This window comes from Azospirillum sp. UENF 312511 (assembly GCF_058780635.1).
Genome location: NZ_JBSNCG010000001.1, coordinates 514295 through 526974, shown reverse-complemented (window position 1 = coordinate 526974; position 12680 = coordinate 514295). Strand labels below are relative to the sequence as shown.

The 12680-nt window shown below is 67.3% G+C and carries 12 protein-coding genes; 8 read left to right on the top strand and 4 right to left on the bottom strand.

All coding sequences use genetic code 11. The features are described 5' to 3' along the window. Nucleotides 1-204: 204 nt before the first annotated feature. Nucleotides 205-1407, bottom strand: coding sequence for an acyl-CoA dehydrogenase (locus ACWPN7_RS02320; RefSeq protein ID WP_459197822.1), 1203 nt, complete (start codon nucleotides 1405-1407; stop codon nucleotides 205-207). 108 nt (nucleotides 1408-1515) lie between these two features. Here ACWPN7_RS02320 and ACWPN7_RS02315 point away from each other — a divergent pair, with 108 nt between their 5' ends. From ACWPN7_RS02315 to ACWPN7_RS02295, 5 genes are all read left to right on the top strand, one after another. Next, the gene (locus tag ACWPN7_RS02315) at nucleotides 1516-2433 is read left to right on the top strand and encodes a LysR substrate-binding domain-containing protein (protein WP_174450168.1); all 918 of its coding nucleotides are present in this window, start codon (nucleotides 1516-1518) and stop codon (nucleotides 2431-2433) included. A gap of 290 nt (nucleotides 2434-2723) precedes the next feature. Continuing rightward, nucleotides 2724-3821, top strand: coding sequence for an ABC transporter ATP-binding protein (locus ACWPN7_RS02310; protein ID WP_247874765.1), 1098 nt, complete (start codon nucleotides 2724-2726; stop codon nucleotides 3819-3821). Between the two features lie 95 nt (nucleotides 3822-3916). After that, nucleotides 3917-4963 carry an ABC transporter substrate-binding protein gene (locus ACWPN7_RS02305; protein WP_145679243.1) on the top strand — a complete coding sequence of 349 codons (1047 nt, stop codon included), beginning with the start codon at nucleotides 3917-3919 and terminating at the stop codon, nucleotides 4961-4963. A 166-nt stretch (nucleotides 4964-5129) separates the two neighbouring features. Continuing rightward, on the top strand, nucleotides 5130-6392 hold the full coding sequence (locus tag ACWPN7_RS02300; protein ID WP_459197821.1) for an ABC transporter permease: 1263 nt from the start codon (nucleotides 5130-5132) through the stop codon (nucleotides 6390-6392). After that, nucleotides 6389-7219 (top strand): ABC transporter permease, encoded by an 831-nt coding sequence (locus tag ACWPN7_RS02295; RefSeq protein WP_014198219.1) that lies wholly within the window; start codon nucleotides 6389-6391, stop codon nucleotides 7217-7219. The genes ACWPN7_RS02300 and ACWPN7_RS02295 overlap by 4 nt, the downstream gene beginning before the upstream one ends. Nucleotides 7220-7281: 62 nt before the next feature. Here the strand turns inward: ACWPN7_RS02295 and ACWPN7_RS02290 are convergent, their stop codons facing one another. Beyond that, a complete protein-coding gene (locus tag ACWPN7_RS02290; protein ID WP_014198218.1) occupies nucleotides 7282-7866 on the bottom strand; it encodes a cupin domain-containing protein in 585 nt (194 codons plus the stop codon). 140 nt (nucleotides 7867-8006) lie between these two features. Here ACWPN7_RS02290 and gabD point away from each other — a divergent pair, with 140 nt between their 5' ends. The 3 genes from gabD (at nucleotide 8007) to ACWPN7_RS02275 (ending at nucleotide 11797) form a co-directional block, all read left to right on the top strand. Beyond that, nucleotides 8007-9467 (top strand): NADP-dependent succinate-semialdehyde dehydrogenase, encoded by a 1461-nt coding sequence (gabD, locus tag ACWPN7_RS02285; RefSeq protein WP_176025329.1) that lies wholly within the window; start codon nucleotides 8007-8009, stop codon nucleotides 9465-9467. 28 nt (nucleotides 9468-9495) lie between these two features. Continuing rightward, on the top strand, nucleotides 9496-10782 hold the full coding sequence (gene gabT / locus ACWPN7_RS02280) for a 4-aminobutyrate--2-oxoglutarate transaminase (protein ID WP_459197820.1): 1287 nt from the start codon (nucleotides 9496-9498) through the stop codon (nucleotides 10780-10782). A gap of 130 nt (nucleotides 10783-10912) precedes the next feature. Further along, nucleotides 10913-11797: a CgeB family protein gene (locus ACWPN7_RS02275; RefSeq protein WP_459197819.1), complete on the top strand. Its 885-nt coding sequence runs from the start codon at nucleotides 10913-10915 to the stop codon at nucleotides 11795-11797. A 9-nt stretch (nucleotides 11798-11806) separates the two neighbouring features. On the opposite strand, the gene ACWPN7_RS02270 is transcribed toward ACWPN7_RS02275, so the two are convergent. Together ACWPN7_RS02270 and ACWPN7_RS02265 are read right to left on the bottom strand one after the other, a co-directional pair. Next, the gene (locus tag ACWPN7_RS02270; protein ID WP_040134526.1) at nucleotides 11807-12172 is read right to left on the bottom strand and encodes a DUF1428 domain-containing protein; all 366 of its coding nucleotides are present in this window, start codon (nucleotides 12170-12172) and stop codon (nucleotides 11807-11809) included. 42 nt (nucleotides 12173-12214) lie between these two features. Then, the gene (locus tag ACWPN7_RS02265; RefSeq protein ID WP_040134527.1) at nucleotides 12215-12649 is read right to left on the bottom strand and encodes a VOC family protein; all 435 of its coding nucleotides are present in this window, start codon (nucleotides 12647-12649) and stop codon (nucleotides 12215-12217) included. Nucleotides 12650-12680 lie beyond the last annotated feature (31 nt).

Here is a 12680-nt window from a genome sequence, read left to right as displayed (position 1 = left end):
CGACCATTTCCCCTCTCCCCTCTGGGGAGAGGGTCAGGGTGAGGGGGGTTTGCTTGTGCCGGACCTTCCGCCGTGCACATCCCCCTCACCGGCTCTCAGCGGATGCCAAGGGCATCCGCCTGCCGCCAGCGCTGGCTTTCAGCCAGCGCGAGAGGCCCTTCGGGCCACCCTCTCCCCAGAGGGGAGAGGGCTTCAACAATCACCTCACGCGAAGGCCTGGATGCCGGTGATGGCGCGGCCCAGGATCAGGGCGTGGATGTCGTGCGTGCCCTCGTAGGTGTTCACCGCCTCCAGGTTCATCACGTGGCGGATGACATGGAACTCGTCGGCGATGCCATTGCCGCCGTGCATGTCACGGGCGACACGGGCAATCTCCAAAGCCTTGCCGCAGTTGTTGCGCTTGATGAGCGAGATCATCTCCGGCGCCGCCTTGCCCGCGTCGAGCAGGCGGCCGACCTGCAGCGCGGCCTGCAGGCCGAGCGCGATCTCCGTCTGCATGTTGGCGAGCTTGAGCTGCGGGATCTGGTTCGCAGCCAGCGGACGGCCGAACTGCTTGCGGTCGATCTGGTACTGGCGGGCGGCGTGGAAGCAGAACTCCGCCGCACCCATGGCGCCCCAGGCGATGCCGTAGCGGGCGCGGTTCAGGCAGCCGAACGGGCCGACGATGCCCTCGATGTTCGGCAGGCGGTTCTCCTCCGGCACGAAGACCTCGTCCATGACGATCTCGCCGGTGGCCGAGGCGCGCAGCGAGAACTTGCCCTCGATCTTCGGCGCCGACAGACCCTTCATGCCCTTTTCGAGCACGAAACCGTTGATCTTGCCCTCGTCGTTCTTCGCCCAGACGACGAAGACGTCGGCGACCGGCGAGTTGGTGATCCACATCTTCGCGCCGCTGACGATGTAGCCGTCGGCGACCTTCTTCGCGCGGGTCTTCATGCCGGCGGGGTCGGAGCCGGCGTCCGGCTCGGTCAGGCCGAAGCAGCCGATCCACTCGCCGGTGGCGAGCTTCGGCAGGTACTTCTCGCGCTGGGCGTCGCTGCCGTAGGCGTAGATCGGGTGCATGACCAGCGAGGACTGCACCGACATGGCGGAGCGGTAGCCGCTGTCCACCCGCTCGACCTCGCGGGCGACCAGACCGTAGGAGACGTAGTTGACCCCGGCGCAGCCGTAGCCGTCGATGGTAGAGCCGAGGAAGCCCAGCTCGCCCATCTCGTTCATGATCTCGCGGTGGAAGATCTCGTGCCGGTTGGCCTCGGTCACGCGCGGCAGCAGCTTGTCCTGGCAATAGCTGCGCGCGGCATCGCGGATCATCCGCTCGTCCTCGGTCAGCTGCTCGTTGAGGAGCAGCGGGTCTTCCCAGGCGAAGGAAGCGAGCTTGGCGGAGGCGGCTCCGGTCTTGGCGGCCATAATCAGTGTCTCCCTAGGTCCGATGCGCCCCAACATGGCGCGGTCGCTTTCATGGTTCAAATACATTTATCAGGGGACTTTAATATGATCCTCATATAAGACACTGGTATGGACCTGCGCCATCTCCGCCATTTCGTCGCCGTCGCCGAGGAGCTGCATTTCAGCCGCGCCGCCGCCCGGCTGGGCATCGGCCAGCCGCCGCTCAGCCAGTCGATCCAGGCGCTGGAGGCCGAACTGGGCGCCCGCCTGTTCGAACGCACAAAGCGCCGGGTCGAGCTGACCGAACCCGGCCAGCTCCTGCTGGGCGAGGCGCGCGAGATCCTGGCGCGGGCGGAGCGCGCCGCCGTGCTGACCCGCCGCGCCGCCAAGGGCGAGGTCGGCGAGCTGCGCGTCGGCTTCACCGCGGCGGCCCCCTTCCTGCCGATGGTGCCGCGGATCATCGACGCCTACCGCCGCGCCCATCCCGATGTGCATTTGACCCTGGTCGAGCTGCCGTCCAAGCAGCAGCTGACCGCGCTGGCCGACCGCCGGCTCGACGTCGGCTTCATCCGGGAGCCGCGCTTCATCCCCGATCCCGACTCCTTCCGCTTCCACGACGTGGTGCGGGAGCCGCTGCTGGCGGTGATGCGCGCCGACCATCCGCTGGCCGGACGGGAGGTCGTGCCGCTGGCCGCCCTGCGCGACGAGCCCTTCGTCTTCTACCCCGCCGATTTCGGCACCAGCACGCACGAGCAGGTCTTTGCGCTGTGCGCCGCCGCCGGATTCCGCCCCAACGTGACCCAGGACGCGCGCGAGGCCTTCACCATCATCGGGCTGATCGCCGCCGGGCTGGGCGTGTCGATTCTGCCCGGCCAGCTTCGGCAGGTGGCGCTGGAAGGGGTGGTGTACCGGCCGCTCGACACGCCGGACGCCGTCACCACCCTGCAACTGGCCCAACGGAGCAACGAAAGTTCGCCCCTGGTGAAAAAATTCACCGGTCTCGTGGAGCGGATCGTTCCGTTTGTTCCACCCATCCCCGGTGCCTGAGCGGCGACTCGGGGAAAATCGCCGGTCCGGACGCCAAACCTCCCAAAGTCTGGGTTTTCAAGCGGTCAAGGAAGGAGCAAACTCCCGTTCAAACCGCGTGCACGGCCTTCGCAGATGCACAAATTTTCGTCAGACCGTTGAATTGATCGCGACGCGAGCAACGGGCTTGTCGAATTTATTAAACGGGTATACCGTCTGGCCCATTGCATAGGTCCTGTGTCGGGAACGCAACCCTGGCCCCGGACCGCGCTCGGGACACCTCGGACGGGGGGAGGATGATGGACGGCGGCATGGTCACGACCGCACAGGCACTGGTGCGCTTCGTCGGGGTCCAGAAGACCTATGACGGCGAACACCTCGTGGTGAAGAACCTCGACCTCGACATCAAGAAGGGCGAGTTCGTCACCCTGCTCGGCCCTTCGGGCTCGGGCAAGACGACCACGCTGATGATGCTGGCCGGCTTCGAGGTCCCCACCCACGGCGAGATCTATCTCGCCGACCGGCCGATCAAGAACATGCCGCCGCACAAGCGCGACATCGGCATGGTCTTCCAGAACTACGCGCTGTTCCCCCACCTGACGATCGAGGAGAACGTCGCCTTCCCGCTGACCGTGCGCAAGATGCCGCGGTCGGAGGTGAAGGAGCGGGTGCGCTCGGCGCTACGCATGATCAAGCTGGAGAACTTGGCGCATCGCCATCCCGGCCAGCTTTCGGGCGGCCAGCAGCAGCGCGTGGCGCTGGCCCGCGCGCTGGTCTTCAACCCGCAGCTCGTCCTGATGGACGAACCGCTGGGCGCGCTGGACAAGCGGCTGCGCGAGCACATGCAGCTCGAAATCAAGCAGCTGCACGAGACGATGGGCATCACCGTCGTCTACGTCACGCACGACCAGAGCGAGGCGCTGACCATGTCGGACCGCATCGCGGTGTTCAACGACGGCATCGTGCAGCAGATCGACAAGCCGGACGCGCTGTACGAACGCCCGGTCAACAGCTTCGTCGCCAACTTCATCGGCGAGAACAACGTGCTGAGCGGCACCGTCGAGAATATCGAACAGGGCTTCTGCCGGGTGGCGCTGGCGTCGGGCGGTTCGGTCGTGGCCCAGGCGGTCAACGTCGCCGGCGCCGGGGCCGCCACCGCGCTGTCGGTCCGGCCGGAGCGCATCAGCATCCTGACCGACGGGCAGGCCCCGGACGGCATGAACGCCCTGCCCGCCCATGTCCAGGACACCATCTATCTCGGCGACCACGCGCTGGCCGTGCTGAAGGTCGCCGGCAACGGGGAATTCATGGTCAAGCTGCCGCCGGGCGCCCACGCGGGACTCAGCCACGGCCAGAGCGTGTCCATCGGCTTCCGCCCCGAGGACTGCCGGGCGCTCGATCCCGTGTGATCGGCCGCACCCGTCCGTCCGGTCTCTCCGGGAGGGGGGACCGGGGGCGCGCAAAACCTCCTGACGCAACCACACATAATGAAGGAACGGGGACGATGTCGAAGCTTAAGGTGGCAGTTGGGTTCCTTGCGACGTTCACCGCCGGTGTGGCGCTGGCCACCGCCGCGCAGGCCCGCGACCTGACGGTCGTGTCCTGGGGCGGCGCCTATCAGGAAGCCCAGAAGAAGGTCTATTTCGAGCCGTTCAAGAAGGCCGGCACCCCGATGAACGACGAGTCCTGGGACGGCGGCATCGGCGTGCTGCGCGCCAAGGTCCAGGGCGGTGCGGCGACCTGGGATGTCGTCCAGGTGGAGAGCGAGGAACTGGCCGTCGGTTGCGAAGAGGGCCTGTTCGAGACGATGGAGTTCAGCAAGATCGGCGGCGAGCAGGCCTACCTGCCGCAGACCGTCGATGCCTGCGGCGTCGGCGCGATCGTGTACGACTTCGTGCTCGGCTACGACAAGGACAAGCTGAAGGACGCGCCGAAGAGCTGGGCCGACTTCTTCGACACCACCAAGTATCCGGGCAAGCGCGGCCTGCGCCAGGGCGCCAAGACCACCCTTGAGATCGCCCTGATGGCCGACGGCGTCGCGCCGAAGGACGTCTACAAGGTCCTGGGCACCGAAGAGGGCCTGGAGCGCGCCTTCAAGAAGCTGGACACCATCAAGAACGACATCGTCTGGTGGAAGGCCGGCGCCCAGCCGCCGCAGCTGCTGGCCTCGGGCGAGGTGGCGATGACCTCGGTCTACAACGGCCGCATCGACGCCGCCAACAAGGCCGAGAAGAAGAACTTCGGCATGGTGTGGAACGGCGCGCTCTACACCATCGACAGCTGGGTGATCCTGAAGGGCAGCCCGAACAAGGACGCTGCCTACAAGTTCCTCGACTTCGTCGGCAAGGCGGAGAACCAGGCCAAGCTGTCCGAGAACATTGCCTACGGCACCTCCAACAAGGACGCCCCGTCCAAGCTGGCCCCGGCGGTTCTGACGGACCTGCCGACCGCTCCGGAGAACATGAAGAACGCGGTCGAGATCAGCGTTCCCTTCTGGCTGGAGAACATCGACCGCCTGACCGAACGCTTCAACAAGTGGGCGGCGAAGTAAGCCGCTTCCGTCTCTGAGTGGTTGCGACGGGCCCCCTCCCTAACCCTCCCCCGCTTCGCAGGGGAGGGGACAATCTCCCTCCCCTGCGTCAGCGGGGGAGGGCCGGAGTGGGGGCCCACCTCGACCACCACACACGTCTCTACCGCATTTTCGAAATAGGCCGCCCATGACAGCCGCGTTCGTCGCCGGCGCCGATGCGTCGCCCGAGGTGCCTCTCAAGCGCCGCCTGAAGCGGGCGGAGCGGACGCGCCGGCTCAAGGCCCTGGCGCTGATCCTGCCGCTCCTCCTCTTCCTGCTCTTCACCTTCCTCGGTCCCATCGCCGGCATGCTCTGGCGGTCGGTCGACGACTGGGAGGTGCGTCAGGTCATGCCCCACACCGTCGCGGCCCTGGCAGACTGGGACGGCAAGGACGTTCCGGGCGAGCCGGCCTTCGCCGCGCTGGCCGGCGACATCCGCACGGCGCGCGACGCCGGCACCGTCGCCATCGCGTCCAAGCGGCTGAACTACGCGCTGAACGGCTTCCGCACCATCATGTCGGGCACGGCGCGCAACCTGAAGGCCCTGCCGGAACCCGGCACCGCCAAGGACACGCTGATCGGCATCAACCCGGCCTGGGGCGAACGCGCCACCTGGGCGGCGATCAAGGGCGCCAGCGGGCCGCTCACCAGCTTCTACCTGCTGGGCGCGCTGGACCTGACGCGCAACGTGGACGGCGCCATCGTCGCCGCCCCCGAGGAGCAGGCGATCTACCGCGACGTCTTCGGGCGCACCTTCACCATCAGCCTGGGCGTGACGGTCCTTTGCCTGATCCTGGGCTTCCCGGTCGCCTACATGCTGGCGACGCTGCCCACGGGCCAGTCGAACGTGCTGATGATCTTCGTGCTGCTGCCCTTCTGGACCTCGCTTCTGGTGCGCACCTGCGCCTGGATCGTCGTGCTGCAGAGCGAGGGCATCGTCAACGACAGCCTGCGCTGGATCGGCCTGATCGACGAGCCGCTGCGGCTGATCTACAACCGCTTCGGCGTCTATGTGGCGATGACGCACGTGCTGCTGCCCTTCATGATCCTGCCGCTCTACAGCAGCATGCGCTCGATCTCCCCGGCCTACATGCGGGCGGCGGCGTCGCTCGGCGCCTCGCCGGTCACCGCCTTCCTGCGCATCTACCTGCCGCAAACCGTGCCCGGCATCGGGGCGGGCAGCCTGCTCGTCTTCATCCTGGCCATCGGCTACTACATCACGCCGGCCCTGGTGGGCGGTGCCGCCGACCAGATGATCAGCTACTTCATCGCCTTCTACACGACGGAAACCGTCAACTGGGGTCTGGCCTCGGCGCTGGGCGCGGTGCTTCTGCTCGCCACGCTGCTGCTCGCCGTCGTCTATGGAAAGCTGGTCCACGGCCAGCAGGTCACGGGAGGGATGAAGAATTGAGCGACAACCACGCCCCCCGCACCGCCAGCCAGCGCGTCGCCTGGATCACCACCGTGGTCGTCGCCTCGCTGGTGCTGGTCTTCCTGATGGCCCCGATCCTGGCGATCATGCCGCTGTCCTTCAGCTCCGGCTCCTACCTGACCTACCCGCTGCCGGGCCTCTCCCTGCGCTGGTACGAGGACTTCCTGAACTCCCCGCGCTGGGTGTCGTCGCTGAAGAACAGCGTCATCATCGGGGTGGCCTCGACCATCCTGTCGATGGTGCTGGGCACGCTCGCCTCGCTCGGCCTCGCCCAGTGGAAGAGCAAGTTCAAGCCGCTGGTGCTGGCCATCGTGCTGTCGCCGGTCGTCGTTCCGGGCGTCATCACCGCGGTCGGCCTGTACTTCTTCTTCGCGCCGCTGGGCCTGACCGGCAGCTACGCCGGGCTGATCCTGGCGCACACCGCGCTGTCCACGCCCTTCGTGGTCATCACGGTCAGCGCGACGCTGCAGAGCTTCGACATGAATCTGGCGCGGGCCGCGGCCTCGCTCGGCGCCTCGCCGATCTACGCCTTCCGCCGGGTGATCCTGCCGCTGATCCTGCCGGGTCTGGCGTCAGGCGCCCTGTTCGCCTTCGCCACCAGCTTCGACGAGGTGGTGGTGGTGCTGTTCATGGCGGGTCCGGAGCAGCGCACCCTGCCCCGCGAGATGTTCAGCGGCATCCGCGAGAACATCAGCCCGACCATCACGGCCGCGGCGGTGATCCTGACGACCATCTCGGTCATCCTGCTCGCCACGCTGGAGGCACTGCGCCGCCGCAACGAGCGGCTCAAGGGCAACCTGCGCTGACATGAAAAAGCCGGGCGGCCCGATGGGCGGTCCGGCCTTTCCTCAAATCCGGTGGAGTGATGTCACAGGTACGGCGGGGTGCAGGCGCTGATGATTTCGCATTCCTCATCGCCGAGGTTGCGGAAGCGGTGCGGGATGCGGCTGTCGAACAGATAGGCGTCGCCGGGGCCGAGGATTTCCTTGCGGTCGCCGACCGTCAGCTCGATCCGGCCCTTGATGACGATGCCGCCCTCCTCCGATTCGTGCTGGAGCATGGTGCGGCCGCCGGTGTCGGCGCCGGGGGCGTATTTCTCGTGAAGGACCTGGAGGTTACGGCCGCGCAGGTCGCCCACCTGCCGGAAGGAGATGGAGCCGACCCGGCTCTTCACCAGCCCGGTCAGCTCGACCAGATCGCCTCCCTTGAAGAAGATCTGCTCGCGCGGCGGCAGGTCGTCGGAGGAGAAGAACTCCGCCAGGGTCATCGGAATGCCCTGGAGCACCTTGCGCAACGAGGAGACGGACGGGCTGCACCGGTTCTGTTCGATCAGCGAGATGGTGCCGTTGGTCACGCCCGCCCGTTGCGCCAACTGGCGCTGGGACAGGGCGTGCGCTTCCCGAACCTGCTTCAGGCGCGCGCCCACGTTGAAATCGACAGCGTCCACATCCATGGATCGGTTCCTCGCTCCTGACCGGAAGGCATACCGGATTCGCGTGTGTGCGTCATCAAAAACTCAACACCCGATTAGGGTTGTTTAATTTATTAAACATGGGTACGCTCCCTTCACATCGCAAATCGAGGCTGATTCCCATGCTGTCGCTGAACGACCAGAGCCTTCTTCGGACACAAGCCTATGTGAACGGCGCGTGGCGCGACGCCTTCTCCGGCAAGACCTTCGCGGTGACCAACCCGGCGACGGGCGAGGAACTGGCCCAGGTCGCCGATGTCGGCGCGGAAGAGACGCGGCAGGCCATCAACGCCGCCGACGCCGCCCTGCCCGCGTGGCGCGCCAAGACCGCGAAGGAGCGCGCGGCCATCCTGCGCCGCTGGTTCGAGCTGATCATGGCGGCGCAGGAGGATCTGGCCGTCCTGATGACCTTGGAGCAGGGCAAGCCGCTGGCCGAGGCCCGTGGCGAGGTCGCCTACGGCGCCAGCTTCATCGAGTGGTTCGCCGAGGAGGGCAAGCGGGTCTACGGCGACGTGATCCCCAGCTTCGCCGGCAACAAGCGCATCGTCGTCCTGAAGGAGCCGATCGGCGTCGTCGCGGCGATCACCCCGTGGAACTTCCCCAACGCGATGATCACCCGCAAGGTCGGCCCGGCGCTGGCCGCCGGCTGCACCATCGTGGTCAAGCCGGCGGAGGACACCCCGCTGTCCGCCCTGGCGCTGGCCGAACTGGCCGAGCGCGCGGGCGTCCCGGCCGGGGTGTTTAACATCGTCACCGGGTCCGACCCCGTCGCCATCGGCGGCGAGCTGACCGCCAGCCCGATCGTGCGCAAGCTGTCCTTCACCGGCTCGACCGAGGTCGGCAAGATCCTGATGCGCCAGTCCGCCGACACGGTGAAGAAGGTGTCGCTGGAGCTGGGCGGCAACGCGCCCTTCATCGTGTTCGACGACGCCGACCTGGACGAGGCGGTCAAGGGCGCCCTCGCGTCCAAGTACCGCAACTCCGGCCAGACCTGCGTCTGCGCGAACCGCCTGCTGGTCCAGGCCGGCGTCTACGACGCCTTCGCCGCCAAGCTGGCCGAGGCGGTGAAGCAGATCCGCGTCGGCAACGGCATGGAGGCCGGGGTCACCCAGGGCCCGATGATCAACGGCCAAGCCGTCGAGAAGGTCGAGGAGCTGATGGGCGACGCGCTGGCCAAGGGCGCCAAGGTCGCGCTCGGCGGCAAGCGGCATGGCCTGGGCGGCACCTTCTTCGAGCCGACGATCCTGACCGGCGTCACCACCGGGATGCGCGTGGCCCGCGAGGAAATCTTCGGCCCGGTCGCCCCGCTGTTCAAGTTCGAGACGGAAGCCGACGCCATCCGCATGGCGAACGACACCGAGTTCGGTCTGGCCGCCTATTTCTACAGCCGGGACATCGGCCGGGTGTGGCGGGTGGCCGAGCAGCTCGAATACGGCATGGTCGGCATCAACGAAGGCATCCTGTCGACCGAGGTCGCGCCGTTCGGCGGCATCAAGCAGTCGGGCATCGGGCGGGAAGGCTCCAAGTACGGTGTGGAGGACTTCCTGGAGATCAAGTACCTGTGCGTCGGCCTGGGCGCCTGACGCCATCCTTTCCAATCGGGGGTTTGAGATGAGCAACCAGTCCTTCCAGGATCGTCGCAACGCCGCCGTTCCGCGCGGCCTCGCCAACGCCATGCCGGTCTATGTCGACCGCGCCGAGAACGCCGAGCTGTGGGACGTCGAGGGCAACCGCTTCATCGACTTCGCGGGCGGCATCGCGGTGCTGAACACCGGCCACCGCCATCCGAAGATCATCGAGGCGGTGAAGGCCCAGCTCGACCGCTTCACCCACACCTGCGCGATGGTCACGCCCTACGAGTCCTTCGTGACCCTGGCGGAGCGGCTGAACGCGCTGGTTCCGGGCTCCACGCCGAAGAAGACCGCCTTCTTCACCACGGGTGCGGAAGCCGTCGAGAACGCCGTGAAGATCGCCCGCGCCCACACGGGCCGTCCGGGCGTGATCGCCTTCTCCGGCGCCTTCCACGGCCGCACGCTGCTGGCGATGGCGCTGACCGGCAAGGTCGTGCCCTACAAGGTCGGCTTCGGCCCCTTCCCGGCCGAGGTCTACCACGCGCCCTTCCCCAACGCCTACCGTGGGGTCAGCGTCCAGGACAGCCTGAAGGCGCTGGAGCAGCTGTTCAAGTCGGACGTGGACGCCACCCGCGTCGCCGCGATCATCGTGGAGCCGGTGCAGGGTGAGGGCGGCTTCAACATCGCCCCGCCGGAGTTCCTGCAGGCCCTGCGCAAGATCTGCGACGACAACGGCATCCTGCTGATCATCGACGAGATCCAGACCGGCTTCGCCCGCACCGGCAAGATGTTCGCCATCGAGCATTCCGGCGTCGAGCCCGACCTGATGACCATGGCGAAGAGCTTGGCCGGCGGCTTCCCGCTGTCGGCGGTCACCGGCAAGGCGGAGTTCATGGACGCCCCGATCCCCGGCGGCATCGGCGGCACCTACGCCGGCAGCCCGCTGGCGACCACCGCGGCGCTGGCCGTGCTGGACGTCATCGAAGAGGAGAAGCTGATCCAGCGCTCCAACGACCTGGGCGAGCGCATCGCCGGCCGCTTCCGCAGCATGGCCCAGCGCAACACGCTGTCGGTGATCGGCGACGTGCGCAACCTGGGCGGCATGATCGCCATGGAGCTGGTGAAGGACCGCGGCACCAAGGAGCCGGCGCCGGAGCTGACCAAGGCGCTGGTCGCCAAGGCGGCGGAAAAGGGCCTCGTCCTGCTGTCCTGCGGCACCTACGGCAACGTGATCCGCATCCTGGTTCCGCTGACCGCGTCGGACGCACTGGTGGACGAGGGCTTGGACATCATCGAGCGCTCCCTGGAGGAGCTGGTTCCGGCCTGATTTTTGGCCTGATTTTTCAGCGAAGTCCCCAGACTGCATGCCCTCCTTCCCGCAAGGGAAGGAGGGTTTCTTTTTGTGCGCCCGCCCGCCCGCGCTTTAGGATGAGGGTGCGGGGCAGAGGGACAAGCGCATGGCCGGCGGGATCGACATCGTCATCATCAAGAAGAACGGGTTGGGCGACGCCGGGGCCAGCGTCTTTTTGGAGGTCGCGGAAACCCTGCGTTTCGCGCTGCGCCGCCTGGGCATCGACGCGGAGATCGTGTGGAACCGCGTCGGCCGCCGGCGCCGCGCCATCGTCCTGGGCGGCCACGACCTGACGCCGGAGGAAGGCGACCGTCTGCCCAGCGGCACCATCCTCTACAATCTGGAGCAGATCGCCACGATCCACCCGCGCAACGCCCATTACCTGGACCTGCTGCGCCGCTGCCGGGTGTGGGACTACAGCCCGCGCAACATCGCCGATCTGGCCGGCCAGGGCATCCGGGCGCGCCTCGTTCCCATCGGGCATGTGGACGAGATGACCCGCATCCCGAACAGCCCCTCCCCCGGCATCGACGTGCTGTTCTACGGCGCCGTGAACCCGCGCCGCCGCGCCATCCTCGACGCGCTGGGCGAGCGCGGCCTGACCGTGGTCAGCCTCCAGCATTATTACGGGGCGCTGCGCGACGGCTTCGTCGCCGACGCCAAGCTGGTGCTGAACCTGCATTACTACGAGGCGGGCATCTTCGAGATCGTCCGCGTCTCGCACCTGCTGTCGAACCGTAAGGCGGTGCTGGCCGAGCGCCACCCCGGCACAGAGATCGACCCCGACCTGCTGGACGCCATGGCCTTCGCCCCCTACGACGGGCTGGTCGAGGCCGCCTGCGCGCTGGTCGCCGACGGTGCGCGGCGGACGGCGCTGGCCGAGGCAGGATACCGGCGCATGAGGGACCGGGACGCGGTGGCGCTGATGCGCGGCGCCGCCGCGGACCTCGGTCTTTCAATCAGCGAGGCTGGCGCGCTCACCGGCTCCTGAAGCGCCCGCTCACAACTCGACGACCGGCGCGAACCCGCCGAAGATCAGCCGCTTGCCGTCGAAGGGCATCGGATTTTTCTCCGCGCTGAACCGCTCGTCGGTCTTCATCAGCTCTTCCATCCGCTTCATGGCGGCGTCCCGCGTGGCCTTGTCCGGCCATTCGATCCAGGAGAAGACGACCGTCTCGTCCTCCGTCGCCTGCACGGCCCGGCGGAAATCGGTGAGCTTGCCGTTGGGCACGTCGTCGCCCCAGCATTCGAGCACGCGCGTCGCGCCGAGTTCCTTGAACACGCTGTCGGCCTTGTTGGCGTGGTCGATGAAGGCCTGCTTGTTGGCCGTCGGAACGGCGATGACGAAACCGTCGATGTAAGACATGTCTCCCCTCCCCTTGCTTGTTTGAAGTTTCGGCCCCGTCCGTCAGGGCGCCGCCGCGTCCGGCCCTTTCGCGCCGGTATGGTTCAGCATCCAGGGCGTGCCGAAGCGGTCGGTGACCATGGCGAAGCGCTTGGCCCAGAAGGTCTCGCCCGGCGGCATCTCCACGGACCGGGCGTCCTTCGCCAGCACGGCGAAGATACGGTCGAACTCGGCGAGCGACGGCGGGGCGATCTGCACCCGGAATCCCTGCGGCTTGCTGTACATGCTGTCCGGCGAGTCGGACGCCATCACCGTGGTCGCCCCCAGCTTCACCATCATGTTCATCACGAGGTGATCGCCGCCGGGCATGCGGCTGTCCGCATCCGGGGCGTCGCCGTTGCGGAACACGTAGACGACCTCGCCGCCGAGGGTTTCGGCGTAGTGGGTCATCGCCTCCAGGCAGGTCCCGTTGAAGAACAGGTAGATCGTCGGTTCCATGCTGTCGTTTCCTCCCGGTCAGACTGTTCTT